The 25129-nt window shown below is 71.3% G+C and carries 22 protein-coding genes; 8 read left to right on the plus strand and 14 right to left on the minus strand.

Annotated elements, in window-relative coordinates; genetic code table 11:
• Positions 1–5: 5 nt before the first annotated feature.
• The 4 genes from solA to ACIP6U_RS33015 form a co-directional block, all read right to left on the minus strand.
• A complete protein-coding gene (gene solA, locus ACIP6U_RS33000) occupies positions 6–1163 on the minus strand; it encodes an N-methyl-L-tryptophan oxidase (protein ID WP_401725513.1) in 1158 nt (385 codons plus the stop codon).
• A 10-nt stretch (positions 1164–1173) separates the two neighbouring features.
• Positions 1174–3627 carry an FAD-dependent oxidoreductase gene (locus tag ACIP6U_RS33005; protein WP_401725516.1) on the minus strand — a complete coding sequence of 818 codons (2454 nt, stop codon included), beginning with the start codon at positions 3625–3627 and terminating at the stop codon, positions 1174–1176.
• Between the two features lie 80 nt (positions 3628–3707).
• A complete protein-coding gene (locus ACIP6U_RS33010) occupies positions 3708–4793 on the minus strand; it encodes an S-(hydroxymethyl)mycothiol dehydrogenase (protein ID WP_401725518.1) in 1086 nt (361 codons plus the stop codon).
• A gap of 212 nt (positions 4794–5005) precedes the next feature.
• Entirely contained in the window at positions 5006–5836 is an 831-nt protein-coding gene (locus tag ACIP6U_RS33015; protein WP_401725521.1) for an IclR family transcriptional regulator, read from the minus strand.
• A 334-nt stretch (positions 5837–6170) separates the two neighbouring features.
• On the opposite strand from ACIP6U_RS33015, the gene ACIP6U_RS33020 reads away from it, so the two are divergent.
• Both ACIP6U_RS33020 and ACIP6U_RS33025 read left to right on the plus strand, forming a co-directional pair.
• Positions 6171–6494, plus strand: a complete 324-nt coding sequence (locus ACIP6U_RS33020) for a bifunctional 3-phenylpropionate/cinnamic acid dioxygenase ferredoxin subunit (protein WP_401725523.1) — start codon at positions 6171–6173, stop codon at positions 6492–6494.
• The gene (locus ACIP6U_RS33025; protein WP_401725526.1) at positions 6491–7681 is read left to right on the plus strand and encodes an NAD(P)/FAD-dependent oxidoreductase; all 1191 of its coding nucleotides are present in this window, start codon (positions 6491–6493) and stop codon (positions 7679–7681) included. Before ACIP6U_RS33020 ends, ACIP6U_RS33025 begins: the two co-directional genes overlap by 4 nt.
• Before the next feature lie 104 nt (positions 7682–7785).
• Here the strand turns inward: ACIP6U_RS33025 and ACIP6U_RS33030 are convergent, their stop codons facing one another.
• The gene (locus ACIP6U_RS33030) at positions 7786–8388 is read right to left on the minus strand and encodes a hypothetical protein (RefSeq protein WP_401725529.1); all 603 of its coding nucleotides are present in this window, start codon (positions 8386–8388) and stop codon (positions 7786–7788) included.
• 402 nt (positions 8389–8790) lie between these two features.
• On the opposite strand from ACIP6U_RS33030, the gene ACIP6U_RS33035 reads away from it, so the two are divergent.
• From ACIP6U_RS33035 to ACIP6U_RS33045, 3 genes are read left to right on the plus strand one after another with little or no spacing between them, the layout of a single operon-like run.
• Positions 8791–11697, plus strand: coding sequence for a nitrate- and nitrite sensing domain-containing protein (locus ACIP6U_RS33035; protein WP_401725532.1), 2907 nt, complete (start codon positions 8791–8793; stop codon positions 11695–11697).
• Positions 11694–12128: a roadblock/LC7 domain-containing protein gene (locus ACIP6U_RS33040; RefSeq protein ID WP_401725535.1), complete on the plus strand. Its 435-nt coding sequence runs from the start codon at positions 11694–11696 to the stop codon at positions 12126–12128. The genes ACIP6U_RS33035 and ACIP6U_RS33040 overlap by 4 nt, the downstream gene beginning before the upstream one ends.
• Before the next feature lie 9 nt (positions 12129–12137).
• Positions 12138–12533 carry a DUF742 domain-containing protein gene (locus ACIP6U_RS33045; RefSeq protein WP_401725537.1) on the plus strand — a complete coding sequence of 132 codons (396 nt, stop codon included), beginning with the start codon at positions 12138–12140 and terminating at the stop codon, positions 12531–12533.
• 42 nt (positions 12534–12575) lie between these two features.
• On the opposite strand, the gene ACIP6U_RS33050 is transcribed toward ACIP6U_RS33045, so the two are convergent.
• The 4 genes from ACIP6U_RS33050 to ACIP6U_RS33065 form a co-directional block, all read right to left on the minus strand.
• Positions 12576–13082: a thioesterase family protein gene (locus ACIP6U_RS33050; RefSeq protein WP_401725540.1), complete on the minus strand. Its 507-nt coding sequence runs from the start codon at positions 13080–13082 to the stop codon at positions 12576–12578.
• Complete coding sequence (locus tag ACIP6U_RS33055) at positions 13079–14014, minus strand: 3-hydroxyacyl-CoA dehydrogenase NAD-binding domain-containing protein (protein ID WP_401725542.1); 936 nt, start codon at positions 14012–14014, stop codon at positions 13079–13081. Before ACIP6U_RS33055 ends, ACIP6U_RS33050 begins: the two co-directional genes overlap by 4 nt.
• Before the next feature lie 122 nt (positions 14015–14136).
• Positions 14137–15018 (minus strand): 3-keto-5-aminohexanoate cleavage protein, encoded by an 882-nt coding sequence (locus ACIP6U_RS33060; protein WP_401725545.1) that lies wholly within the window; start codon positions 15016–15018, stop codon positions 14137–14139.
• A gap of 114 nt (positions 15019–15132) precedes the next feature.
• Positions 15133–15918 carry an IclR family transcriptional regulator gene (locus ACIP6U_RS33065; RefSeq protein WP_401725547.1) on the minus strand — a complete coding sequence of 262 codons (786 nt, stop codon included), beginning with the start codon at positions 15916–15918 and terminating at the stop codon, positions 15133–15135.
• A gap of 272 nt (positions 15919–16190) precedes the next feature.
• Between ACIP6U_RS33065 and ACIP6U_RS33070 the strand changes: the two genes are divergently transcribed.
• Positions 16191–16796, plus strand: coding sequence for a GTP-binding protein (locus ACIP6U_RS33070; RefSeq protein ID WP_401725550.1), 606 nt, complete (start codon positions 16191–16193; stop codon positions 16794–16796).
• A 136-nt stretch (positions 16797–16932) separates the two neighbouring features.
• Here ACIP6U_RS33070 and glpK read toward each other — a convergent pair whose 3' ends face one another.
• The 5 genes from glpK to ACIP6U_RS33095 all read right to left on the minus strand — a co-directional run bounded on the left by glpK (position 16933) and on the right by ACIP6U_RS33095 (position 23491).
• Positions 16933–18444 carry a glycerol kinase GlpK gene (glpK, locus tag ACIP6U_RS33075; protein WP_401725552.1) on the minus strand — a complete coding sequence of 504 codons (1512 nt, stop codon included), beginning with the start codon at positions 18442–18444 and terminating at the stop codon, positions 16933–16935.
• A gap of 136 nt (positions 18445–18580) precedes the next feature.
• Positions 18581–19306: an MIP/aquaporin family protein gene (locus tag ACIP6U_RS33080; protein ID WP_401725555.1), complete on the minus strand. Its 726-nt coding sequence runs from the start codon at positions 19304–19306 to the stop codon at positions 18581–18583.
• A gap of 644 nt (positions 19307–19950) precedes the next feature.
• On the minus strand, positions 19951–21603 hold the full coding sequence (locus ACIP6U_RS33085) for an EAL domain-containing protein (protein ID WP_401725558.1): 1653 nt from the start codon (positions 21601–21603) through the stop codon (positions 19951–19953).
• A 275-nt stretch (positions 21604–21878) separates the two neighbouring features.
• Entirely contained in the window at positions 21879–23069 is a 1191-nt protein-coding gene (locus ACIP6U_RS33090) for a lipid-transfer protein (protein WP_401725561.1), read from the minus strand.
• Entirely contained in the window at positions 23066–23491 is a 426-nt protein-coding gene (locus tag ACIP6U_RS33095; protein WP_401725628.1) for a Zn-ribbon domain-containing OB-fold protein, read from the minus strand. Before ACIP6U_RS33095 ends, ACIP6U_RS33090 begins: the two co-directional genes overlap by 4 nt.
• A 244-nt stretch (positions 23492–23735) precedes the next feature.
• Here ACIP6U_RS33095 and ACIP6U_RS33100 point away from each other — a divergent pair, with 244 nt between their 5' ends.
• A complete protein-coding gene (locus ACIP6U_RS33100; RefSeq protein WP_401725563.1) occupies positions 23736–24545 on the plus strand; it encodes a M15 family metallopeptidase in 810 nt (269 codons plus the stop codon).
• Between the two features lie 47 nt (positions 24546–24592).
• A complete protein-coding gene (locus tag ACIP6U_RS33105; protein WP_401725565.1) occupies positions 24593–25129 on the plus strand; it encodes an NUDIX domain-containing protein in 537 nt (178 codons plus the stop codon).

The following is a 25129-nucleotide window of genomic DNA, read 5'->3' on the forward strand; positions in this document are numbered from 1 at the left end:
GCTCCTCAGGCGGGCGCGGCGGCGAGGCGGGCGGGGTCGAACAGGCCGATGGGGTGCTCGGTGGCGCCGGTCAGGGCCAGATCGGCGACGATCTCGCCGACGACGGGTACGAACTTGAAGCCGTGCCCCGAGAAGCCGCAGGCCACGGTCACCGACTCCGGGTGCGCGGGGTGCCGGGCGATCACGAAGTGCTCATCGGGGGTGTTGGAGTACATGCAGGTCGCGGCCTTGAGGAAGGTGCCGGGCAGATCCGGGATGCAACCGGCCATGTGGCCGGCCATGACCTGGATCTCCTCCTCGTGCACGGTCCGGTCGATGGTCTCCGGGGTGGTGACCTCGCCGCCCTTGCGGAAGAAGGCGACCTTCGCGCCCAGTTCGGGACCGTCGATGGCCGGGAAGCCGTACACCTGGACGCCGGCCGCGTCCTCCCAGATGTAGATCGGGTGGTTCGCGGGGACGAAGGGATCGACCCCGCCCCTCGGCTGGAACCAGTACATGACCTGCCGCTCGATGGTGAACGGCACCCCGAGGTCGGTCAGCAGCTGCGGTGCCCAGGCACCCGGGCAGATCACCAACTGCCCTGCCGTGTAGGTGTTCTCGGAGGTGTGCACGCGGACGCCGTCCTTGTACGGCTCCCAGCGCGTCATCGGCTCCTCGAAGTGCAGGTCGGCGCCCTGCCGGGTGGCCAGTTGGAGATGGGCCGCGACCGTGTTCTCGGGCCGCAGCAGCCCCGCCTTCTTCTCGTACAGGGCGACCTCGTCGTCCTTCGGCGCGAGCGTGGGGAAACGGCGGCGGATCTCCTTGGCGTCGAGCATCTCGTGCGGCAGGTCCCACTGTTGGGCCGACAGGAGCGACCCGGAGACGGTCCGCGAGTCGGGACGGCCGACCATCACACCGCCGGGCAGGATCGCGACCTCGCGGCCGGTGGCCCGGTGCAGGTCCTCGTACAGCTCGTAGGCGCGCAGCAACAGCGGTACGTACGCCGGGTCCTCGAAGTAGGACTGCCGGGTGATCCGCGAACCGCCGTGGCTGGAGCCGCGGTTGTGGACCGGGCCGAACTTCTCCAGGCCGAGGGCACGGGCGCCACGGGCGGAGAGGTGGTGGGCGGCGGCGCTGCCCATGCCACCGAGACCGATGACGATCACGTCGTAAGTGGGGGACACGGACTGCCTCCTATCGGCGGATGCGGGTCATCTTCGGGTCGAACAAGGGCTCTTCGGCCACGGTCGCCGGGACCTTCTCGCCGAAGTACTCGATGTGCACGGCGGCTCCGGTGGGGAGCACCGGCAGCCAGGCGTACGCGACGCAGCGGCCCAGCGTGTAGCCGTACGAGGCGCTGGTGACGTAGCCGGCGGGGGCGCCGTCGACGAGGACGGGCTCCTTGCCGAGGACCACGGCGGCGGGGTCGTCGAGGAGCAGCGGGGTCAGCTTGCGGGTGACCGGCGTGTCCGAGAGGGCCTCGCGGCCGACGAACACCTTGTCCATGCGCACCGCGAAGCCGACGCCCGCCTCGAACGGGCTGTGCTCGTCGGTCATGTCGGTGCCCCAGGAGCGGTAACCCTTCTCCAGGCGCAGGGAGTTGAAGGCGGAGCGCCCGGCCGCGACCACGCCGTGCTCCTGGCCGGCCGCCCAGAGTGTGTCCCACAGGCGCAGGCCAAGGTCGGCGGTGGTGTACAGCTCCCAGCCCAGCTCACCGACGTACGACAGGCGCATGGCGGTGACCGGGACGTGCCCGATGTACGTCTCCTTCGCGCGGAAGTAGCCGAAGGCCCCGTGCGAGAAGTCGTCGCGGGTCAGCGGCTGGACGAGGTCGCGGGCGAGGGGGCCCCAGACGCCGATGCAGCAGGTGCCGGAGGTGATGTCCCTGATGTGCACGCCCTCGGGGGCGTGCCGGGTCAACCAGTCGAGGTCCGCGGGGGAGTTGGCGCCGACCTGGAAGCGGTCCGGGGCGAGGCGGGCCACGGTGAGGTCGGAGCGGACACCGCCGGTCTCGTCGAGCAGGAGGGTGTAGGTGACCGCGCCGGGCTTCTTGCGCAGGTTGTTGGTGGTCATGCGGTCGAGGAAGTCGAGGGCGCCGGGCCCGGTGACCTCCAGGCGGCGCAGCGGGGTCATGTCGTACAGGGCGACCTTCTCGCGGGTCGCGCGGGCCTCGGCGGCGGCGATCGGGGACCAGTAGCGGGCCGACCAGGCATCGCGCTCGGGGAGCGCGTCGAGGCCGTCCACGAGCGGGGCGTTGGCCTCGTACCAGTGCGGCCGCTCCCAGCCGCCGCCCTCCAGGAAGAACGCGCCGAGCTGCTCCTGGCGGACATGGAAGGGGCTGACGCGGAGCGGGCGCGGGCTCTCCATCGGCTGGAGGGGGTGCAGAACGTCGTACACCTCGACGAACTGCTGTGAACCGCGTTCACGGACGTACGACGGTGAACGCTGTGCTTCCTCGAACCGCGTGAGGTCGCACTCGTGCAGGTCGAGCGAGGGCCGCCCGTCGACCATCCACTCGGCGACCGCCCGCGCGACCCCCGCGGAGTGGGTGACCCAGACCGCCTCGGCCAGCCAGAAGCCGCGCAGCGCCCGTGACTCGCCGAGGACCGGCATGCCGTCGGCGGTGAAGGAGAAGACGCCGTTGAAGCCCTCCTCGATCTCCGCGTCCCGCAGCGCCGGGACCAGCCACCGGCAGTCCTCCCAGCTCGGCGCCCAGTCCTCCGCGGTGAACGGGAACGAGGACGGCATGTCCATGTCCCGGGCGCGCGCCTCGTCGTACGGCAGGATCGCGAACGGGTCGACGGGCAGCGGCTGGTGGGCGTAGGAGCCGATGCCGATGCGGTCGGCGTGCTCGCGGAAGTAGAGGTCGCGGTCCTGGAAGCGGAGGATGGGCCGGGTGGCCTCGGCCGTGGCTTCGGCGAGTTCGGGCAGCGGCTTCGTCTTCGCGTACTGGTGCGCGAGTGGTTGGAGCGGTACGTCGAGGCCGGCCATGCGTCCGATCACCGGGCCCCAGAAGCCGGCCGCGGAGACGACGTGGTCGGCGGGGAAGGTGCCCTGGTCGGTGATGACGCCGGTGACGCGGCCGTTCTCCTGCTCGATGCCCGTGACCGTGTGGCGCTCCAGGAACCGGGCGCCCCGCTCGGTGGCCCGCTCCAGCTGGGCGCGGGACGCGAGCAGCGCGCGGGCCAGGCCGTCGTCGGGGGTGTGGAAGCCGCCGAGGACGACCGACTCGTCGACCAGGGGCCACAGTTCCTTGCAGCGGGCGGTGCTCACGACCTCGCCGCGGATGCCCCAGGCCGCCGCGTAGCCGGCCCGGCGGTGCAGGTCGGCGAGGCGCTGAGGGGTGGTGGCCAGTTCAAGGCCGCCGACCTGGTTGAAGCAGGGGACGCCGTCGACCTCGAGCGAACTGAACTTCTCCACCGTGTACTTGGCGAACTCGGCGAGGGTCTTGGAGGGGCTGGTCTGGAAGACGAGACCGGGCGCGTGCGAGGTGGAGCCGCCGGGGGCGGGCAGGGGGCCCTGTTCGAGGACGGTGACGTCGGTCCAGCCGCGGGCGGTCAGTTCGTCGGCGAGCGAGCAGCCGACGATGCCGGCGCCGATGACGACGACACGGGGACCGTGCGGGCGGGTTTCGGGCGTGCTGGACATGCCCCTCCTTGCCGGGGTGGGGGTGAACGCGCTGGGGGAGTAGGGGTGTTGAGGGGACGGGGGCGTTCAGACGGCGGCGGTCACAGGACGACCACCGAGCGCAGTACCTCGCCGCGGTGCATCTTGGCGAACGCCTCCTCGACCTGATCGAGGGCGATCGTCTCGGACACGAAGGCGTTGAGGTCGAGGAGTCCGTACAGGTACTGGTCGATGAGATAGGGGAAGTCGCGGCTCGGCAGACAGTCGCCGTACCAGGACGACTTGATGGCGCCGCCGCGCGAGAAGACGTCGATCAGCGGGAGTTCGACCTTCATCTCGGGGGAGGGGACGCCGACCTGGACCAACAGGCCCGCGTGGTCGCGCATGTAGAAGGCCTGGGTGAAGGTCTCGGGGCGGCCCACCGCGTCGATCGCGATGTCGACGCCGTGTCCGTCGGTGAGTGCGCGGACGGCCTCGATCGGGTCCGTGCCACGGGAGTTGACGGTGTGCGTGGCGCCGAACTTCTCCGCCTGGTCGAGTTTCCTGTCGTCGACGTCGACGGCGATGACCTTCATCGCGCCGTTGAGGCAGGCGCCCGCGATGGCCGCGTTGCCGACGCCGCCGCAGCCGATGACGGCGACCGAGTCGCCGCGCCCGACGTTGCCGGTGTTCACCGCGGCGCCGTAACCGGCCATCACACCGCAGCCGATGAGACCCGCGGCCTCGGGGCGGGCCGCCGGGTCGATCTTCACCGCCTGCCCGGCCGCGACCAGCGTCTTCTCCGCGAAGGCGCCGATGCCGAGGGCATTGCTGAGCGGGGTGCCGTCGAGCAGGGTCATCGGCTGCGTGGCGTTGCGCGAGTCGAAGCAGTACCAGGGGCGGCCGCGGCGACAGGAGCGACAACTGCCGCAGGGCGCGCGCCAGGCGAGCACCACGTAGTCGCCGGGCTTGAGATCGGTGACGCCCGCGCCGACCTCCTCGATCGTGCCGGCCGCCTCATGGCCCAGCAGGAAGGGGAAGTCGTCGTTGATCGCGCCCTCCCGGTAGTGCAGGTCCGTGTGGCAGACACCGCAGGCCTGTACGGAGACGAGGACCTCTCCGGGACCGGGATCGGGGACGACGATCGTCCGCACCTCGACGGGTGCGCCCTTTTCGACAGCGACTACGGCACGGACCTCGTGTGGCACGACCAAGCTCCTCTGCTGTTGCGCAGTGCACTTTGGGTTGCGCGATGAGGAACATATTGAGAACGCCATCATGGGGTCGTCAAGAGGTGGGCGTTAACCCTTGGCAAAAGGAACGGGGCGGCCGAAATCTGCCGGATACACAGCGGCGCGGGACCAGGAGATTCCGGTCCCGCGCCGTCGGCGGTTCTCTCGCGTGTCTGCCCCGGGGTCGGTCAGAAGCCGTACCCCATCCGGCGGGACAGGTCGGCCCCCGCCGCCACCGTGCGTTTGGCCACCTCGGGCAGCCGGTCGCCGTTCAGCCGGTACACCGGGCCCGAGACGCTGAGCGCGGCGATGACCTTGCCGTCGTGCGCGCGGACCGGGACGGCCACCGCGGCGAGCCCCAGCTCCAGCTCCTCGATCGTGACCCCGTAGCCCTGCTCGACGACCGCCTCCAACTCGCCGCGCAGCGCCGACGACCCGGTGATGGTCCGCTCGGTGAAGCGCGGCAGGGTGCGGGCGAGCAGGCCCTCGCGCAGGGTGGGCGACATGTGCGCGAGCAGCACCTTGCCGCTGGAGGTCGCGTGCAGCGGGGTGCGCCGGCCGAGCCAGTTCTGCGCGGTCACGGACGCGGTGCCGCGGGCCTGCATGATGTTGACGGCCGCGTCGTCGTCGAGGACCGCGATGTTCACGGTCTCGCCCAGCTCGTCGGCGAGTTCCCGGCACACCGGGACGCCCTCCTGCGAGATGTCCAGGCGTACTGCCGCCGCCCCCGCCAGGCGTAGTACACCGGCCCCCAGGTAGTACTTTCCGCGGTCCTTCGCCTGGGCCACCAGGCCGCGGTTCTCCAGGACGCCGAGCAGTCGGAAGGCGGTGGACTTGTGCACGTCCAGCTCGTCGGCGATCTCGGTGACGCCCGCCTCTCCGTGCCGGGCGAGGATCTCCAGCACGCTCACGGCACGGTCCACCGACTGGACGGCGCTGGCCGTGCCTCTGCCGCTCTGCTTCTCCGAGCTTCCCAAGGGCTCCTCGCCACGGTCAGGCTGCTTCTGCGTTCGGGTCATGGGTCAACTCTCACCACCTGACGGCCATCTTTGGGCCGCATCTTCGGGAAACCCTTGACGCGACGGTTGTCCCGACCGGATTCTGTTGCGCATGGCGCGGGTTCGTGCGCTATACGAAACTTCATGTTACCGAAGCGTCCGATCTCCGGAAGGGGGCCGGACCGCCCGGACCTGTGAAGGTCCGGCACATCCCGGCCGCCGGACCGAAGACGCCCCGGTGCCTGTACCACCGCCGGACCGACGAAGGTCCGCGCTCCCGAACCGCACTCCTGATCCGCATCCGCCAGGACCACACAGGTCCCGGACCGAGTGTCCCGGACCGAGAGGGGGGCCCGTGATTCCCGTCTGCCGCCTCGAAGACCTCCCCCAGGGCGAATCCGTCCGCCTCGAGACGACCCCGCCCGTCGCGGTGTTCCACACCGACGAGGGCGAGTTGTACGCCATCGACGACACCTGCACCCACCAGGACGCCTCCCTCTCCGAGGGCTGGCTGGAGGGGTGTCTGGTCGAATGCCCGCTGCACGCCGCCTCATTCGATCTCCGTACCGGCGAGCCGACCTGCCTCCCGGCCCGTCGCGCCGTCCGCACCCACCGCGTCACCGTGGACGACGGTGTCGTCCATGTCCACCTCGCCGCGCAGGAGGGCACCGCCGCATGAGGACCGTGACCGTCGTCGGCGCCTCCCTCTCCGGCCTGTACGCCGCCCGGGAACTGCGCGCCCAGGGCTTCGACGGCAGGCTGGTGATCGTCGGCGACGAACCCCACCGCCCCTATGACCGTCCCCCTCTCTCCAAGGACTTCCTCACCGGACGGGCCGACGAGGACCACCTCGCGCTCACCGACGACGAGGAGACCGGCGAACTCGACGCCGAGTGGCTGCTGGGCACCCGCGCCCGCGGACTCGACGCCCGCGGCCGTACCGTCCTTCTCGACGGCGGCCGTACGGTCTCCACCGACGGTGTCGTCATCGCCACCGGCGCCCGCGCCCGCCGCCTCCCCGGCGACGACCTGGCCGGCGTCCACACCCTGCGCAGCCTCGACGACGCCCGAGCCCTGCGCGAGGAACTCACCCGGGGGCCACTCCAGGTCGTCGTGATCGGCGGCGGATTCATCGGCGCCGAAACCGCGTCTTCCTGCGCCGCCCTCGGCCACACCGTCACCGTCGTCGAGGCCGCCCCGCTGCCGCTCGTGCCCCAACTCGGCGCCGAGATGGCCGCCGTGTGCGCCACCCTGCACCGGCGCGGCGGCGTGGACCTGATCACCGGCACCGGCGTGGCCGGACTGCGCGGCACGGCGGCCGTGACCGCCGTGGAACTGTCCGACGGCCGCACCCTCCCCGCCGACGTCGTGATCGTCGGCATCGGCGCCACCCCCAACACCGGCTGGCTCGCGGGCTCGACGCTCGCCCTGCACGACGGTGTCCTGTGCGACGACGGCTGCGTCACCTCGCTCCCGCAGGTCGTCGCCGTCGGTGACGTGGCCCGAGTCGGCGGAGCCCGCGCCGAGCACTGGACCTCGGCGACGGAGCAGCCCCGGGTCGCCGTGGCCAACCTGCTCGCCGGGCGCACCGCGCGGACCGCGCGCTCACTGCCGTATTTCTGGTCGGACCAGTACGGCGCCCGCATCCAGTTCGCCGGCCGCCGTCAGGACGGCGACACCGTCCGGATCGCCGAGGGCGAACTCACCGACGGCGCGTCGGCCGAGGGCGGCTTCCTCGCCCTCTACGAACGGGACGGCCGTACGACCGCCGTGCTGTCCATGGACCGACCGCGCCCCTTCACGCGGGCCCGCCGTGAACTGGCGCGCGCGGAGAACGAGACGCAGCAGGAGCCTGCGGCGCTTTGAGGGTGCGTGTCTTGAGGGCACGCCCCCTCGGGGGCGGCGGACTCCCGCCCTCCGGGCCCGAGGACACCCGCCCCGGCCACCGGAGGGCACGCACGCTCAAGACCTCAAGAGTGCGAGAGCTGGCCCGCGTTGCCGCCGCGCCTGCGTATCCGGGCCTGCGCCCGCTCAGTGGCCCTCGCCTGGCGGCGGGCCTGACGGCGCTCGCGGCGCAGGGTGCGGGCGGTGCTGCTGGGAATCGACACCACGCCGTTGCGCTGGTTCCAGACCTGGCGGGTCACCCAGATGTCGAGCGCGCCCCAGGTGGCCACCACCGTGCTGACGATGGCGCTGATGACCATCGGGAAGGCCAGCCAGGACTCGGCCATGGTGCAGAAGAAGGCGACCATCGCCAGGAGCAGGGTCACCGCGATGATGATCACCGCCCGCACCGCCGACGTGCGGACCGGGTCGGGCATTCGGCGCCGCTTGGCCGGCTCCTCGATCCACAATGGCTGGTAGGCAGACTGCACCTGTTCCGCGACCCGGTCCGCCCCCACGACGTACTGCGTGCTCTGTTCCGTGTCCTGTGCGATCGGCGCCTCGCGCGCACCGGTCGGGATGTCGTGATCGGACGTCTCCGGGCCCCGCTGTGCCTTCAGGCGCGTCCCCAGGTCGTCCCCGGGCGCCTCGCGCCGCTCCGCCGTGCCCATCACCGTGTCACTCCCCACTGCCGGCAACCCCTCGCACCGTGTCAGATGACACGGCTCCCCTCTGGGTTGCCCGGCTTGCGCTGTTTTACGCTGCCGGGGTGCAGGATGCGGCTCCTGGAGCCGATTCCGCCCCCCATTTCTCACAGACAAGGACGAACGGCACGTCCTGAAGATTCCCGGCGGGCGAAAAAATCCGGCCAACTGTTCGCGTGCGTACGGTGAAAGAGTTCCGGCGATCATCGAGCCCTGGCGGGCGGCAACATCCGCCCAACACCGGACAACTCTCCATGTGTCGTCGCCCACACGGCAGTTCAGCTTCCGGAACGGTCTTCGAGATACGCGTGTGACGGTAGTAGGCTCGCGCCGTTTGTTGACGTACATATGTGCCCCCGGCCGGCGGGGGTCGAGCTGGGGGAGGCCATGCGCTTTCGCGGGAAGTCCATCCGCCGGAAGATCGTGGCGCTGCTTCTCGTGCCGCTGCTGTCGCTGACCGCGATCTGGGCCTTCGCCACGGTCCTCACCGGACGTGAGGCGGAACAGCTGTTCAACGTCTCCGACGTGACCGAGAAGATCGGTTACCCGATCGAGGACACCGTCCGCGTGCTGCAGCAGGAGCGCCGGCAGAGTCTCGTCTACCTCGCGGACCCGCGGGCCTCCGACGGACTCGGTGACCTCAGGCGCAGCCGGACCGCCACCGACCAGGCCGTCGCGAAGATCCGCAAGAACGCGCGGAACCCCGACGTCCGCGACGCGATGGGCTCCGGTACCGGCGAGAACCTGAGCGCGGTGCTCGACGCCTTCGACGGCATCGACTCCCTGCGCCGCAGCGTCGAGGACGGCACCGTCGACCGGGCCCAGGCCCTCGACCTCTACAACCGTCTGGTCGACCCCTGTTACGTCCTGCTCACCAACCTCCACGTCGTCGACAACGTCGAGATGGACAAGCAGTACCGCGCGCTGGCCAACCTCGCCCGCGCCCGCGAGTTCCTCTCCCGCGAGGACGCCCTGCTCGGCTCCGCCCTCGTCGTGGGCAAGCCCTCGCGCACCGAACTGCGGGAGGTCTCCGACCTCGTCGCCCAACGCGACCTTCTGTACGAGGTCAACCTGCCGCTGTTGCCCGCCACGGAACGCGCGCGCTACGACCGGTTCTGGAAGAACGCCGAGACCGCTCCGCTGCGTACCGCCGAGCAGTCCGCCGTCAAGGGTGGGTCCGGGGCGCCCCGCGAGGTCACCGCGCAGACCTGGGACACCGCCGCGGGCGCCGTCCTGAACGAGCTGGGCACCCTCAACGACCGGGCCGACGACCGCTATCAGGACCGCGTCCGCCCGGTCGCCGTCGGCGTCATCGCCAAGGTCGCCATCGGCGGCGTACTCGGCCTGGTCGCCCTGCTGCTCTCGCTGTTCCTGTCCGTCCGGGTCGGCCGCGGTCTCATCCGCGACCTGCGGCAACTGCGCCTGGAGGCCCACGAGGCGTCCGGTGTCCGGCTGCCCAGCGTGATGCGCCGGCTGTCCACGGGCGAGCAGGTCGACGTCGAGACCGAGGTCCCGCGCCTGGAGTACGACCGCAACGAGATCGGCGACGTCGGCCACGCCCTCAACACCCTGCAGCGCGCCGCCGTCGAGGCCGCAGTCAAACAGGCCGAACTGCGCGCCGGGGTCTCCGAGGTCTTCGTCAACCTCGCCCGCCGCAGCCAGGTCCTGCTGCACAAGCAGCTCACCCTGCTCGACACGATGGAACGCCGGACCGAGGACACCGACGAACTCGCCGACCTGTTCCGCCTGGACCACCTGACGACCCGTATGCGCCGGCACGCCGAGGGCCTCGTGATCCTCTCCGGCGCGGCCCCCTCCCGGCAGTGGCGCAAACCCGTCCAGCTCATGGACGTCGTACGGGCCGCGGTCGCCGAGGTCGAGGACTACGAGCGCATCGAGGTGCGCCGGCTGCCCCGGGTCGCCGTCACCGGCCCGGCCGTCGCCGACGTCACCCACCTCGTTGCCGAACTCCTGGAGAACGCCACGGTGTTCTCCCCGCCGCACACCGCCGTCCAGGTGCTCGGCGAGCGCGTCGCCAACGGCTTCACCCTGGAGATCCACGACCGCGGCCTCGGCATGGCAGCCGACGCCCTCCTGGACGCCAACCTGCGGCTCGCCGAGACCCCCGAGTTCGAACTCTCCGACACCGACCGGCTCGGCCTCTTCGTCGTCAGCCGGCTCGCCCAGCGGCAGAACGTCCGGGTCTCCCTGCAACCGTCGCCGTACGGCGGCACGACCGCGGTCGTCTTCATCCCCGACGCGCTGCTGACGAACGAGATCCCGGACACCAACGGCATCGGCTTCCGCCTCGACCGGCCCCATCCCACGAAGGAGGCGGCGCTGGAGGACGGGCGCCGGACCGCCCTCTCGGGGACGTCCGGGTCGCGGCCCGGACTGCCGGCCGCGCTCCTCGACGGGCCGGTCGAGCTGGAGGCGCCCGTCGACCTGGACGCCATCGAGGACTTCCCGGACCCGCTCGACGACGAGGCGGGCGAGCGCGGCGGGCTGTTCCGGCCGCGCCGCTCCATCACCCTCGCCGAGGACGGCCGGCCCCAGGAGGGCCCCGCGTCCCGTGAGCCGGGTGACGGCGACACGGACGAGGACGGCAACCCCCTGGTCCCGCTGCCCCGCCGCGGCACGCCCAAGCTGGTCAGCTCGCACGGCCGCCCGGTCGGCGGACGGTCCCGGCGCGACGACGTGGACGACTCCCTCGCCGCAGGCACGGGACGACGGGAGACGGACACGGCGTCGCCGGCCCGCCGCCGGGGCGACGAGCCCCTGACGGGCCGGGCAGCCTGGCCGGCGACGGAGCAGGGCGCGCCGGCGCTGCCGACCCGCCGCCGCGGCGCCTCGCCGCTGCGCCCCGGCGGACCCGACCGCCCCGAGTCCCCGGCGCCGTCGGGACACGACGGCTCCGGCGAAACCCCAGATACTCCCGCCCTGCCCCTGCGCACCCGCCCACCCGCCATCGGCGCCGGGAGCGAGAGCGAGGAGCAGACGGCAGGCGCCGGTTCGGGTCGAGGCACCCGCGCCGGTTCCGGACCGGACACCACCGCCGGCACGGGCGCACTGCCCCGGCGGGTACGACAGGCCAACCTGGCCCCGCAGTTGAAGCAGAGCCCCGTCCGGCGCACCGCGGACAGACCGGAGCCCGTGGAGCGCGACGCCGACGAGGTACGCAGCCGGATGGCCTCGCTGCAACGAGGCTGGCAGCGCGGGCGCGAGGAGAACGCCGCGGACGACGACGCCCACAGCGGCACTGCACCACAAGGAACGAAGGGGGACGGTCGATGACCGCACCGAAGGCGACCGGCCACTCCACGAACAGGACCGGCGAGCTCAACTGGCTCCTGGACGACCTCGTGGACCGCGTCGCGAGCATCAGCAAGGCCCTCGTCCTGTCCAGCGACGGCCTGCCCACCGGCGTGTCCCAGGACCTGACCCGGGAGGACAGCGAGCACCTCGCCGCCGTCGCCTCCGGCTTCCACAGCCTCGCCAAGGGTGTGGGCCGGCACTTCGAGGCCGGAAGCGTCCGGCAGACGGTCGTGGAACTCGACGAGGCCTTCCTGTTCGTGACCGCCGCCGGTGACGGCAGCTGCCTCGCGGTCCTCGCGGACGCGGACTCGGACGTGGGCCAGGTCGCGTACGAGATGACCCTCCTCGTGAAGCGGGTCGGTGTACATCTTGGCGCCGCTCCGCGCACCGATCTGCCCGCGGGCGGGTAGTGAGATGTCATGAGCTCTGACGGTCAGGGAAGAAGCCACTGGTTCGACGACGACGCCGGGCCGGTCGTCCGCCCGTACGCGATGACGCGCGGCCGGACCAGCAGTCCGGGCCAGCACCGCCTCGACCTGATCGCGGTGGTGCTGACCGAGCCGCAGGCCGACGACCCGGAAGGGGACTCGATGCTGTCCCCGGAACACGTGGACATCGTCGACCTCTGCCGGGACACACCCCAGTCGGTCGCCGAGCTCGCGGCCGAACTCGACCTGCCCATCGGCGTCGTCCGGGTGCTCATCGGCGACCTCGTGAACGGCGAGTTCGTCCATGTGACCCGGCCGGTACCCCCTGCCGAACTCCCGGACGAGAGCATCCTGCGCGATGTGATCAGCGGCCTCCGGGCCCTCTGACCGGGCCTTCCCGGACCCCGACAGCTCACGGACCGGGCCCGATCACCCCGGTCCGCGAGCCACCTCCCCCTCCGACCCCACCGGCGCCACGGAACGGCCGGCCCACCAAGGAGCCGGTTCCGCAAGGGCGTTGAGCCGCTCGCGGACGGCATCGGGGAACGCGGTCGCACGGCCCGCCGCCTGATCCACATGGAGAGCGAGCAACTCCGTGGTGGCCACCGGCTCGGCGTCCGCCCCCGGCTCGGCCGACGGGTCCGCGACGACGTACATCTCGTGCGTGAGACGCACCTTCTTCCCGGCCGCCCCCAACACCCGCGTACGCACGGCCAGTCGGGCTTCCACCGGCACGTCCCGGAGATAACGGACATGAGCCTCGACCGTGTAGAGCGAGCAGCCGGTCCGCTCTCGATACGCCGGATCCAGCCCCGTCGACTCCATCAGCGCGTCCGTCGCGAAGCCGAAGACGAGGACGTAGAACGCCTCGCTCATATGCCCGTTGTAGTCGATCCACTCGGGCCGAACGGTCTCCCGGAACAGCGGAACGCTCATGCGGCACCCTCCTCCCGAAGCCGCCCGGTCGCGCGCAGTACGGCGATGACGCCCCGGTCGCGTTCGGTGACCAGGTCGGCGATGGTACGGCCGTCGGCGGCGTCGTCGCAGCCAGCCACCACCGCGTCGTACAACTCCCGGTCCAGCTCTGGGGCCTCCAGCCGGGTCCACGGGGACTTCAGGGACGGGCCGAAGTGGTCCAGCATGTGGGCCATTCCGCCCTCGCCGCCGGCCAGCGCGAAGGTCAGCATCGGGCCCATGACCGCCCAACGCAGGCCCGGACCCTCGGTGATGGACAGGTCTATGTCGCCGACCGTCGCCTCACCGTTCGCGACCATGTGCAGCGCCTCCCGCCACAGGGCCTCCTGGAGGCGGTTGGCGATGAACCCGGGCACCTCGCGGTCCATGGCGATGACGGACTTGCCCGCGGCCTCGTAGAACCGGGACGCCCAGCGCACCGCGCCCTGCTCGGTCCGCTCACCGCCGACCACCTCGACGAGCGGGATGAGGTACGGCGGGTTGAAGGGGTGACCGACGACCAGCCGACCGGGCGTGCCGGCCTCCGTCTGCATGTCCGTCATTGGGTACCCGGAGGTGGAGGAGGCGATGACCACTCCGGCGGGCGTCAACGAGTCGATGTCGGCGAGCAGTTCGCGCTTGAGGTCCAGCTTCTCGGGGGCGCTCTCCTGCACGAACTCCGCCTCGGACACGGCCTCTTCGAGCGTCGCCGTGACGGTGAGGCGGTCCGGTGAGGCACCGGCGGCGAGATCGAGCTGTTCCAGCGCGGGCCAGGCGGCGTCCACCAGCCGCCGCAACCGGGCCTCGGCGTCGGGGGCCGGGTCCCACGCGGTGACGTCGTAGCCGCGGGCGAGGAAGTGGGCGACCCAGCCACCGCCGATCACTCCGGCGCCTACGCAGGCGACTCGGCGCACGTCCTCGGGGGCGGACGGGGGTTCGGGGGACGGGTTCGAGTGAGCGGATGGGGATTCGGGAGACGGGTTCGAGTGAGCGGTGGGGGATTCGGGTGGCAGGGTCGAGTGCGTGGAGGGATCCGTCACCGCTTCAGACCCCACTTGAGCCGCGCCTCGTCCGGCGTCGCGACCCTCGCCCCGAGCGCTTCGACGATCGTCACCGCCCGCTCCACCAACTGCGCGTTGGTCGCCTTGACGCCCTTGCCGAGATAGAGGTTGTCCTCCAGGCCCACGCGCACATGACCGCCGAGCAGGATCGACTGCGCCACCCATGGCATCTGCATCAGGCCCAGCGCGAAGCCGGCCCACTGGGCGCCCTCCGGCAGGAAGTTGACCATCGACTGGAGCACGCCGGGATCCGCGGGCGCACCCCATGGCACGCCCATGCACAGCTGGAACACGGTCGGCTCGTCCAGCAGCCCCTCCGCCAGCAACTGCTTGGCGAACCACAGGTGTCCGGTGTCGAAGATCTCCAACTCGGGCCGCACGCCCAGCTCCTGGATCCGCCGGGCCCCGGCGCGCAGCATGTCCGGCGTGGAGACATAAAGGCCGGACCCGTCACCGAAGTTGAGGGAACCGCAGTCCAGGGTGCAGATGTCGGGCAGCAGGTCCTCGACGTGCGGAAGCCGTTCGAGGCCGCCGACGAGGTCCGTGCCGGGGAGGTGCCTCAGCGGTTCCTCGGGGTCTATCACCAGGTCACCGCCCATGCCCGCGGTGAGGTTGATGACGACGTCGGTGCCGGTCTCCTTGATGCGCTCGACGACCTCGCGGTACAGGCGCGGATCCCGCGAGGGCGCCCCGGTTTCGGGATCCCGTACATGGATGTGGACCGCGGCGGCACCGGCCTCGGCGGCCTGCACGGCGGACGCGGCGATCTGTTCGGGGGTGACGGGCACGTGCGGGCTCTTGCGCACGGTGTCGCCGGCGCCGGTGAGGGCGCAGGTGATGATGACGTCCTGGTTCATGAGGCGCGGGTTCCTCTCTCTGCCGCTCACATGGTGAACAACCGTCGCACCATACGAACATGCGGCGCAGGACGCCGTACGGTCAAGACCGCCTCCGTCGGGACCGTCGGCGCCCTATACGGCCCGCGCCGCCCCCGCGATCTCGTCCGCCGCCCCCCGAGCGAGCACCCCCAGGTCCGTGAACCGCGATTCGGGCACCCGGTCCTGCGGCCCCCAGATGCTGACGATCGCGAACGGCCGCGCGCGGCTGCCGAACACCGGCGCGGAGACCCCGTACAGATTCCGCTCCATCTCGCCGACGCAGACGCTGTATCCGCGCTCCCGCGTCCGCGCCAACTCCGCCGCCAGCCGGCCCCGGTCCGTGACCGTGGTGTCCGTGAACGCCGTGAGCGGTTCGGCCAGCAGGGACTCGGCCTCCTCCGGGGGCAGCCAGGCCAGCAGTGCCTTGCCCGTCGAGGTGGCGTGCAACGGCACCTGCCGGCCGAGCCACTTGGCGCTCAGCACCACCGGTGGCGTCACCTCGTCGATGTACGTGAGGCCCAACTGCCGTACCACCGCGAGGTTGGCGGTCTCGCCGGTCTGCTCGCTGACCCGGCTCAGCGTGCCGTGCGCCCGGCGGATCAGCCCGTCGAAGCCGGCCACCGACGCCATCCGGGCCACCGCGAAGCCGACCGTGTAGCGGTTGCTGACCGGGCTGCGCTCCACCAGCCCGTACTGCTCCAGCGTGGCCAACAGCCGCCAGGCCGTGGCGCGGTTGATCCCGCACCGCGCCGCCAGGTTGGCCGCCGTGTCGCCGTCCGGCGAACAGTCGGCGGTCGCCTCCAGCAGCGTGATGGCCCGCTCCAACGACTGGACGCGGTCCGCGGATCCGTCGCCGGGTCGGGGCTTCGACGTGTCCATCGTCCTGGGCTCCTGGTGATCGCGTCCTGAGGACCTGCCTGACTGCCGCCCCCAGCTTCTCATCATCCGTGTGGCCGCCGCGTGTTGTGAACATCCACGATGTCCTCGTCGGCAGGTACGGACCGGGCGTCGAAGCGGCGCGACCGATATGATCTGACCGATCGTCGACACCTCTCTGCGGCAAGTCGGCCACCCGCCTGCGGAGATGGTTCCGAACAGTGCGATCGGGGAGCCGGACGCAGACTCCCCCCACCCAGCAGGAGAAGAGAACGATGATGTTCGGGCGTACTGAGCGAGGCAAGCCGCCGGTCGAGCCGGTCACGCTCAAGATCCTGGTGGCCGGTGGCTTCGGCGTGGGCAAGACGACCCTGGTGGGCGCGGTCAGCGAGATCAGGCCGCTGCGCACCGAGGAGTTGCTCACCGAGGCCGGCCGGCCGATCGACGACACCAGCGGGGTGGAGGGCAAGCACACCACCACCGTGGCCATGGACTTCGGCCGCATCACGCTCCGCGAGAACCTGGTGCTGTACCTGTTCGGAACGCCCGGGCAGGAACGGTTCTGGTTCATGTGGGACGAGCTCTCCGAGGGTGCGCTCGGCGCCGTCGTGCTCGCCGACACGCGCCGCCTGGAGGACTGCTTCGCCGCCGTCGACTACTTCGAGCGGCGCTCCATACCTTTCGTCGTCGGCGTCAACTGCTTCGAGGGCAGCGCCCGTTACCCCGAGCAGTCCGTCCGCCAGGCCCTCGACCTCGACGAGGACGTGCCGCTCGTCCTGTGCGACGCGCGTGACCGTACGTCCGTCAAGGAGGTGCTGATCGGGGTCGTCCAGCACGCCATGGCCCTTGCGGCCGAGCGCCGCAAGACCGTCACCACCTGACGCCGCCGCCCGCCGAGGCAGCCACCGCCCCAGACGCACGGGCACGGCCCGTACCCTCGCCGACCGGGGTACGGGCCGCAGCTCTGTCGGCAGGCACGCGTGCGTGTGTCCCGTCGCAACGCACGCGTGCGCGTGCCTAGTTGTCGCCGCCCTCCTCCCAGGCGAAGCTCTTCTCCACCGCCTTGCGCCAGTTGTGGTACTCGCGGTCGCGGACCGACGCCTCCATGGAGGGCGTCCACTCCACGTCCTTCTGCCAGTGGGCCTTGAGTTCGTCGAGGTCGTTCCAGACGCCGGTGGCGAGCCCGGCCGCGTACGCGGCGCCGAGGCAGGTCGTCTCGGAGACCTTGGGGCGGACCACCGGCACGTCGAGCACGTCCGCCTGATGCTGCATCAGGAGGTTGTTCTTGGTCATGCCGCCGTCCACCTTCAGGGTGGTGATCTGCACCCCGGAGTCCTGGTACATGGCGTCCACGACCTCACGCGTCTGCCAGCTCGTCGCCTCCAGCACGGCCCGGGCGAGGTGCGCCTTGGTGACGTACCGCGTCAGACCGGTGATCACCCCGCGCGCGTCGGACCGCCAGTACGGCGCGAACAGGCCGGAGAACGCGGGCACGATGTAGGCGCCACCGTTGTCGTCGACGCTCGCGGCCAGCGGCTCGATGTCGTCGGCGGCGCGGATGATGCCCAGTTGGTCGCGGAACCACTGGACCAGGGCGCCCGTGATCGCGATCGACCCCTCCAGGCAGTAGACCGCCGCCTGGTCGCCGATCTTGTAGCCCATCGTCGTCAGCAGCCCGTTCTTCGACGGCACGGGCCGGTTGCCGGTGTTGAGCAGCAGGAAACTGCCCGTGCCGTACGTGTTCTTGGCCGTGCCCACGTCGTAGCAGGCCTGTCCGAAGATGGCGGCCTGCTGGTCGCCGAGGGCCGACGCGACGGGCACACCGGCCAGTTGGCCCCTGGCGGTTCCGTAGGTCTCGGCCGAGGACCTGATCTCCGGGAGGATCGCCTCGGGGATGTTCATCGCGGACAGGATGGACTGGTCCCACTGGAGGGTCTCCAGGTTCATCAGCATGGTGCGCCCGGCGTTGGTCACGTCGGTGACGTGCCTGCCGCCGTCGGTGCCGCCGGTGAGGTTCCAGATCAGCCAGGAGTCGATGGTCCCGAAGGCGATCTCGCCGTTCTCGGCGCGGGTCCTGAGGCCGGGCACGTTGTCGAGCAGCCAGGCCGCCTTGGGTCCCGCGAAGTAGGTGGCCAGCGGCAGGCCGGTCTGCTCGCGGAAGCGGTCCTGCCCGTCCGTACCGGCGAGTTGCTCGCACAGGGCCGCGGTGCGCATGTCCTGCCACACGATGGCGTTGTGCACGGGCTTGCCCGTCGCGCGGTCCCACAGGACCGTGGTCTCGCGTTGGTTGGTGATGCCGAGCGCGCTGAGCTGGTCGGCGCGCAGCCCGGCCTTGGCGATCGCCCCGGCGACCACGGCCTGCACCTTCGACCAGATCTCGGTGGCGTCGTGCTCCACCCAGCCCGGCTTGGGGAAGATCTGGCGGTGTTCGCGCTGGTCGACGGCGACGATCGCGCCGTCCTGGTTGAAGACGATGCAGCGGCTGGAGGTCGTGCCCTGGTCGATGGCGGCGACGAACTTGTCCGTCATGACGTCCCCTTCGTCGTGTACTTCGGAAGGCTGCTCTGGAGGATCGGGAGGCGGCTGCGGGTGGCAGTCGGCTGCGGGTGGGAGGACGGCTGCGGGTTCGGAGGGCGGCGCGGCCCTCCGAACCGGATCAGAAAGCTCAGAAAGCGACGTTGAAGATGAGCCCGGCGAGCGCTCCGCCGATCAGCGGTCCCACCACCGGGATCCACGAGTAACCCCAGTCCGAGGTGCCCTTGTTGGGGATCGGGAGCAGGGCGTGGACGATACGGGGGCCCAGGTCACGGGCCGGGTTGATGGCGTAGCCGGTCGGCCCGCCGAGGGACAGACCGATGCCGACCACCAGGAACGAGACGACCAGGACCGCCGTACCGGACTCGCCGAGTCCCTTCGTCAGCCCGAAGGCCAGGATGGGCAGGACCAGCGCGACGGTCGCGATGATCTCGGTGATGAGGTTCGCCACGGGATTGCGGATCGTCGGGGTGGTGGAGAAGATCCCGAGCGTCGGCTGCGCGATCTCCTCCTCGGCGTTCGCCTGGAACTGCGCGAGGTAGACCAGCCAGCACAGGACCGCGCCGAGGACGGCGCCGACCATCTGCCCGGCTATGTAGAGCGGGACCTTGTCCCACTTCCCGGTGTCGACGGCGATGCCGATCGTCACCGCCGGATTGAGATGCCCGCCGGACAGCGGTGCGGCGGTGTACGCGCCGGCCATCACGCCGAAACCCCAGCCGAACGCGATGACGATCCAGCCGCCGTCCTTCGCCTTGGAGTAGTTCAGTACGACGGCGGCGACCACGCCGGCGCCGAACAGGATCAGGATCGCGGTACCGATGACTTCGCCGAGAAAGATGTCTCCGTTGCTCATGGCGGCTCCTAGGACCTGGCCCGGGGGCCTGTCGACCCCGGTCCTGCGTGCAGGGTGCGTTTCCCATGGCGACTTCAGCCGAAGGCAGGGAAGACCCGCGCCCCGCTCGGCGTCCGTGACGAGCGTGCCGTCCTGGCCGAATCGCGCTGGGGAGTGGGCCAGGTGCTCAGGCGGGGCCCGCGGCGCAGTGCGTGGATACGCCGTGTATGTACGGCGATGTCGACCGACAACGGGAAGTGTTCACCGGCGCCCAGAGAGCGTCAAGGTCGCGGACGTGAACGATGACAGGGGGAGAGACGCCGGTTCCACCCCGCGAGGGGGAGCCGACCTCCGCCGGGCCTCTGTCGGCCGAGGGGAGGGGAGGTCCCTTGCAGGCCGGCCTGCCGAGGGGGAGCCCGCCTCTGCCGGACTTTGTCCGCCGAGAGGAGGGGAGGTCGCTTGCGGGCTCGGCCTGCCAAGGCGAGCCGACCTCTGCCGAGCTCTTTCAGCCAAGAGGAGAAGGCAGTCCCTATCGGACTCCGCCCTGCGAGGGGGAGCCGACCTCTGCCAGGCCCCGACGGTCGAGAGGAGAGGGGCAGCCCCCTGTCGGGCTCCGCTGGCCGAGGGGGTGTCAGCCCCTTCCGGCCGCCGCCCGCCGAGGAGAGTCAGCCCCTCCCGGGCTCCGCCACCGCGCACCCCGCCTGCGCAGGCGCCGCCCCCGAGCCGCGCAGAATCTCGTGACCGGGCAGCCCCGCCCGGCCCAGCACCCAACTCGCCCCGTACAGCGCCTTCGCGGCCTGCTTCAGTGGCGCCAGACAGGCGGCGGCCTGCCGGTGGTCGCTCACACTGCCCGGCGGGCACAAGACCGTGGCCAGCGACAACGTGACGGGACGCCCGCCGGCCGACCAGGGCGTGTCCAGCACCGAGACGGCCAGCGGATCCAGGCCCTGCGGATCGGCGAGCACCAGGAAGTCGTCCCCGCCGATGTGCCCCACCCGGGTGCTCCCGGACGCCGCGTGCTGCAACGCCCGCCCCACCGACCGGATCAGCTCGTCGCCCGCCGCGAACCCGGCCCCGTCGTTGACCTGCTTGAAGTGGTCCACATCCAGCCAACTCAACGCGAACGTCCGCCCGTCAGCGATCCGCCGGTCCACCTCTCCGGTGATCGCGTCCGAACCGGGCAGCCGCGTCAGCGGATTGAGCCCGGCCGCCTCCTCCACCCGGTTCTCGGCCAACGCCCGTACGAGATCCGCGAGTCGTACGACACCCAGGCACCGCCCGTAGTGGTCGACGACCGCCACGTCGTCCGAGGTACGGTCCCGGTCTCCCACGGCGAGCACGTCCAGGACCTCCCACGCGGTGGCGTCGACACCCACCGTCCGCGGCGGATCGCCCAGCTTCGCGGCGGGCCGGTCGGCGTAGAGCGCGTGCCCGTAGCGCCCCGACATCGACAGCAGGAAGCGCGAGCGGTGCACCGACCGCACCGGGACCCCGTTCCTGTCCACGAGCAGCACCCCGGACACCTCCGGCGAACCGGTCAGCAGCGCCCGCACCTGACCGGCCGACGCGGTCGCGGGCAACAGGGCGGCGGGCCGCACGAACTCCCGTACCGACGGGCCCGACTTCGGCATCGCCACGGCGTCGGGCGGACGAGGCGGAACGTATACGTCCGCGACCGGCAGCCGCGACGGCGGCGCGAACAGCTCGCCCTGCGCCAGCTGCGCGCCGGCCGCCAGCGCCGCCGCGTACTGCCCTTCCGTCTCCACGCCCTCCACCGACAGCAGCGCCCCCAACTCCTCGCACAGCGTCCGCATCGCCCGCACCGCCGCGGGCCGCGGCAGCAGCGACGCGTCGAGCTTCACCAGGTCGGGCGTCATGTCGGTGAGCAGCCGCAGCGGTACGTCGCCGTCCCCGATGCCGTCCGCGCTGATCCGGAAGCCCTGCTCCCGCAACGCTCCCACGGCCTCCAGGAGAGCCTGTTGGGGCACGTGCGTGTAGGGCGGCCCGATGTCGACGGTCACCTCCCAGGGCAGCCGTCCCGCCGCCCGCACGGCGTCGTGCAGGGGAGTGAGGCCACCGAGGTCGGCGAGAGTACCGGCGAACACGTTCACGTGCAGCGGCAGCAGCGTCTCCCGGCGCGCGGCGGCCCGCACCGCCAACACGGCCAGCCTGCCGTCGAGTTCGGGATCCCGGCGGGCCTCGGCCAGGACGTCGCCGCTCTCCGGCCGGGCGAGTATCTCCAGCCCCGCGACCCCTCCGGTGGTCAGATTGACCACCGGTTGGAAGGCGAAGCGGAGAGTATCCGTCCAGGAGCGCACGGCAGCATAATGACTCCACCAGCGCACGCCCAGGGCCAGTTCATAAGACGTTCACGCAGGATTCCGGGCAGGTCACACAGCGTGGGAGCGAGGGCTTCCACCGTCCGGCACCACCGCGTCCCAGCCGGTGGACGCGACCGACTTTCGGATCACCGACGCGGCTCGGTCCCTGATCGCCGACGCCGTCGACTGCCCGACCGCGACTCCAGCCGGCCCTCCGCCCGTGAACGCAGCCGACGCGTCACCGCAGCCGACGCGGCACCGCGGCCCACGCGTCACCGCACCGCGATCACCGCCGACCCATGCCCGAACAGTCCCTGGTTGGCGGTGATCCCCACCCGCGCCCCCGCGACCTGCCGGTCACCCGCCTCCTCCCGCAACTGCCGGACCAGTTCGCAGACTTGGGCTATCGCCTGCGCCGGCACCGCCTCCCCGAAAGAGGCCAGCCCACCGCTCACGTTCACCGGTATGCGTCCGCCGTGACTCGTCGCGCCTTCCCGGAGGAGCTTCGCGGCCTCGCCCTCCGCGCAGAGCCCGAGATCCTCGTACCACTGCAACTCCAGTGCCGTGGACAGGTCGTAGACCTCGGCGAGGGAGAGGTCCTCGGGGCCGATGCCCGCCTCCTCGTAGGCGGCCCGGGCGATCGACGCCCGGAACGTCTCCGCCGCCGGCTCCACCGCCACCGCGGAGTCCGTCGCGATGTCCGGCAGGTCAAGGACGGTGCTCGGGTAGGTCGGCGTCACCGTGGACACCGCCCGGATCCGCACCGGGTCCGCCCGCCCGTGCCGGCGCGCGAACTCCATGCCGGACAGCACCAGGGCGGCCCCGCCGTCCGAGGTCGCGCAGATGTCGAGCAGCCGGAGCGGATCGGCGACCACCGCCGAGGCGGCGACCTCGTCGGCGGTGACCCGCTTGCGGTAGCGGGCGTTCGGATTGAGCGCGCCCATCGCCGAGTTCTTCACCTTGACCTGCGCGAAGTCCTCGGGTGTGTCCCCGTGCACGGCCATGCGGCGGCGTGCGTACAGCCCGAAGTACGTCGGATTGGTGGCGCCCAGGACGCGGAAGCGCAGCCAGTCGGGATCGTCGGGCCGGTCTCCGCCCGCCGGCCGGAAGAAGCCCTTGGGCGCCGCGTCCGCGCCCACCACCAGGACGACGTCCGCCTGGCCCGAAAGGATCTGCGCCCGCGCGGTGTTGACGGCCTGCGCCCCCGACGCGCACGCCGCGTACACGCTCGTCACCCGGGCCCCCTGCCAGCCCAGCGCCTTGGCGAAGGTCGCGCCGGCCACGTATCCCGGATAGCCGCCACGCACCGTGTCCGCGCCGACGACCGAACCGATGTCCCGCCAGTCGAGACCGGCGTCGGCGAGGGCCGCGCGCGCCGCCGTCACCCCGTACTCGACGAAGCTGTGCCCCCACTTGCCCCACGGGTGCATCCCCGCGCCCAGCACCGCCACGTCACCCGTCATGCCGTCACCCCCGTCGGCCGCCACTGCCAGGTCGTCCAGGTCGTCTCCGCGTCCTCGTGGAGCACGCCCGGGACGACCTCCACCTCCATGCCCACCGTCAGTTCGGCGACGGTGACCCCGGGAGCCGCCTGTCCCAGCACCACGATCCGCTCGGCGGGCAGCTCTACCGCGATCAACGCGTACGGCTCCCACGGAAGTTCCGGGTTCGTCACATAGGGTGACGGAGGCCGGTACCGGCTGTCGGTGTACGACCAGATCCGCCCCTGGCGCGAGAGCGGGATCTCCGCCAGGTCGCCGCCCCGGCAGCCGGGATTGCGGCAGTGGATGTCCTCGCGGGGGAAGAAGACCGAGGCGCAGAGCGAGCAGCGCGTGCCGAGGAGCCGGAAATCATCCCCTTCGCCGGCGAACCAACCGTCGACCACAGGCGTGTGTGTACGCGACAAAATCCCTCCTCGGGCGACCATCTGACGGATCGTCAGAATTCTGTCATGGGCACCGGAAAATTGGAGGGCGTCGGACCGAACCGATCAGGCCCTTGCGGCGTCGTCGTACGGGAGGGACGGCCGGGACCCACGGGGGTGGTTCCGGCCGCCCCTCCGTCCATTCGGGGTGACCTGCACACGATCACCACCCGCGCGGGACGTGAACCTGATAGATGCAGGAGACATGACACGTCTCTCCAGTGCAGTACGTGGCCTGATCACCCTGCTGGCCGCCCTGCTGGCGGTGACCGCCGCCTCCGCCACCGCCCGGGCGACCACCGAGCCCAAGGCACCGAACGACTTCGTGGCCCTCAGTACCGTGGATCCGACGATCATCCAGGAGATGCGCTACTTCACCGTCCACAACTTCGTGGGCGAGCGCATCGACGGCTACCGGCAGCCGATCTGCATCCTCACCCGCCCCGCCGCCGAAGCGCTGCACCGGGCCCAGACCGAACTGCGCCGCAAGGGCTACACCCTCAAGGTCTACGACTGCTATCGGCCCCAGCGCGCCGTGGACCACTTCGTCCGCTGGGCCGAGGACCTCGACGACCAGGCGATGAAGAGCGAGTTCTACCCGAACGTCGACAAGACCCGGCTGTTCGAGGACGGCTACATCGCGGCGAAGTCCGGCCACAGCCGCGGCTCGACCATGGACCTCGCGATCGTGAAGCTGCCCGCACGTCCGACCCGGCCGTACCACCCCGGTGAGCCGCTCGTGTCCTGCCTCGCGCCCAAGGACCAGCGCTTCCCGGACAACTCCGTCGACATGGGCACCGGCTTCGACTGCTTCGACACCCTCGCGCACACCCTCGACCCGCGCGTCCAGGGCCAGCAGCGCGCCAACCGGCTGCTCCTCAAGGGCACCCTGGAGAACCTCGGGTTCGTGAACCTCGCCGAGGAGTGGTGGCACTACACGTTCAAGCCGGAGCCCTACCCGGACACCTATTTCGACTTCCCCGTGTCCTGGAAGTCCCTCATCAGCGGCGACTGAGCGGGCTCCCGGAGACGCCCTTCCCCCGATCGGATACAGTCCGCCGCGTGTCCGAAACCCAAGCCTCCACTTCCAACTCCGCGCCCGGTTCCCACTGTTCGAGCTGCGGAGCGCCCTTTGGGGAGGGCGTCTCCGGCTGGCCGCGCATCTGCCCGGCCTGCCGCACGGTCGCCTACCGCAACCCACTGCCGGTCGCGATCGCGCTCCAGCCGGTGTACGACACCAAGGGCACGGCCCTGGTCGTCATCACCCGCACCATCGCCCCCGCGCGCGGGGGCATCGCGTTGCCCGGCGGTTACATAGACGACCGCGAGGACTGGCGGCAGGCCGTCGTGCGCGAACTCAAGGAAGAGACCGGCATCGACGCGGCGGTCCGCGAAGTGCGCCTGGTCGACGCCATGAGCTCGCCCGACGGCCACCTGCTGCTGTTCGGCCTGCTTCCGGAGCGCCCGGCCGAGGGCCTGCCGCAGTCCGCCGCCACGGACGAGACCGAGGGCTGGCACCTCCTGCGCCGGGCCGAGGAACTCGCCTTCCCGCTGCACACGTTGGGAGTGCGGGCCTTCTTCGAGGGCCGGTACATCTGA

The sequence above is a fragment of the Streptomyces sp. NPDC088794 genome (assembly GCF_044750545.1).
GTDB lineage: Bacteria > Actinomycetota > Actinomycetes > Streptomycetales > Streptomycetaceae > Streptomyces.

What these genes read in the sequence shown, in the direction of transcription:
- ACIP6U_RS33065 (WP_401725547.1), bottom strand. Translation starts at nt 15,918, where the DNA reads ATGGACACGTCGAAGCCCCGACCCGGCGACGGATCCGCGGACCGCGTC.
- ACIP6U_RS33025 (WP_401725526.1), top strand. Translation starts at nt 6,491, where the DNA reads ATGAGGACCGTGACCGTCGTCGGCGCCTCCCTCTCCGGCCTGTACGCC.
- glpK (WP_401725552.1), bottom strand. Translation starts at nt 18,444, where the DNA reads ATGACGGACAAGTTCGTCGCCGCCATCGACCAGGGCACGACCTCCAGC.
- ACIP6U_RS33080 (WP_401725555.1), bottom strand. Translation starts at nt 19,306, where the DNA reads ATGAGCAACGGAGACATCTTTCTCGGCGAAGTCATCGGTACCGCGATC.
- ACIP6U_RS33100 (WP_401725563.1), top strand. Translation starts at nt 23,736, where the DNA reads ATGACACGTCTCTCCAGTGCAGTACGTGGCCTGATCACCCTGCTGGCC.
- ACIP6U_RS33090 (WP_401725561.1), bottom strand. Translation starts at nt 23,069, where the DNA reads ATGACGGGTGACGTGGCGGTGCTGGGCGCGGGGATGCACCCGTGGGGC.
- ACIP6U_RS33050 (WP_401725540.1), bottom strand. Translation starts at nt 13,082, where the DNA reads ATGAGCGTTCCGCTGTTCCGGGAGACCGTTCGGCCCGAGTGGATCGAC.
- ACIP6U_RS33035 (WP_401725532.1), top strand. Translation starts at nt 8,791, where the DNA reads ATGCGCTTTCGCGGGAAGTCCATCCGCCGGAAGATCGTGGCGCTGCTT.
- ACIP6U_RS33005 (WP_401725516.1), bottom strand. Translation starts at nt 3,627, where the DNA reads ATGTCCAGCACGCCCGAAACCCGCCCGCACGGTCCCCGTGTCGTCGTC.
- ACIP6U_RS33040 (WP_401725535.1), top strand. Translation starts at nt 11,694, where the DNA reads ATGACCGCACCGAAGGCGACCGGCCACTCCACGAACAGGACCGGCGAG.
- ACIP6U_RS33015 (WP_401725521.1), bottom strand. Translation starts at nt 5,836, where the DNA reads ATGACCCGAACGCAGAAGCAGCCTGACCGTGGCGAGGAGCCCTTGGGA.
- ACIP6U_RS33045 (WP_401725537.1), top strand. Translation starts at nt 12,138, where the DNA reads ATGAGCTCTGACGGTCAGGGAAGAAGCCACTGGTTCGACGACGACGCC.
- ACIP6U_RS33060 (WP_401725545.1), bottom strand. Translation starts at nt 15,018, where the DNA reads ATGAACCAGGACGTCATCATCACCTGCGCCCTCACCGGCGCCGGCGAC.
- ACIP6U_RS33070 (WP_401725550.1), top strand. Translation starts at nt 16,191, where the DNA reads ATGATGTTCGGGCGTACTGAGCGAGGCAAGCCGCCGGTCGAGCCGGTC.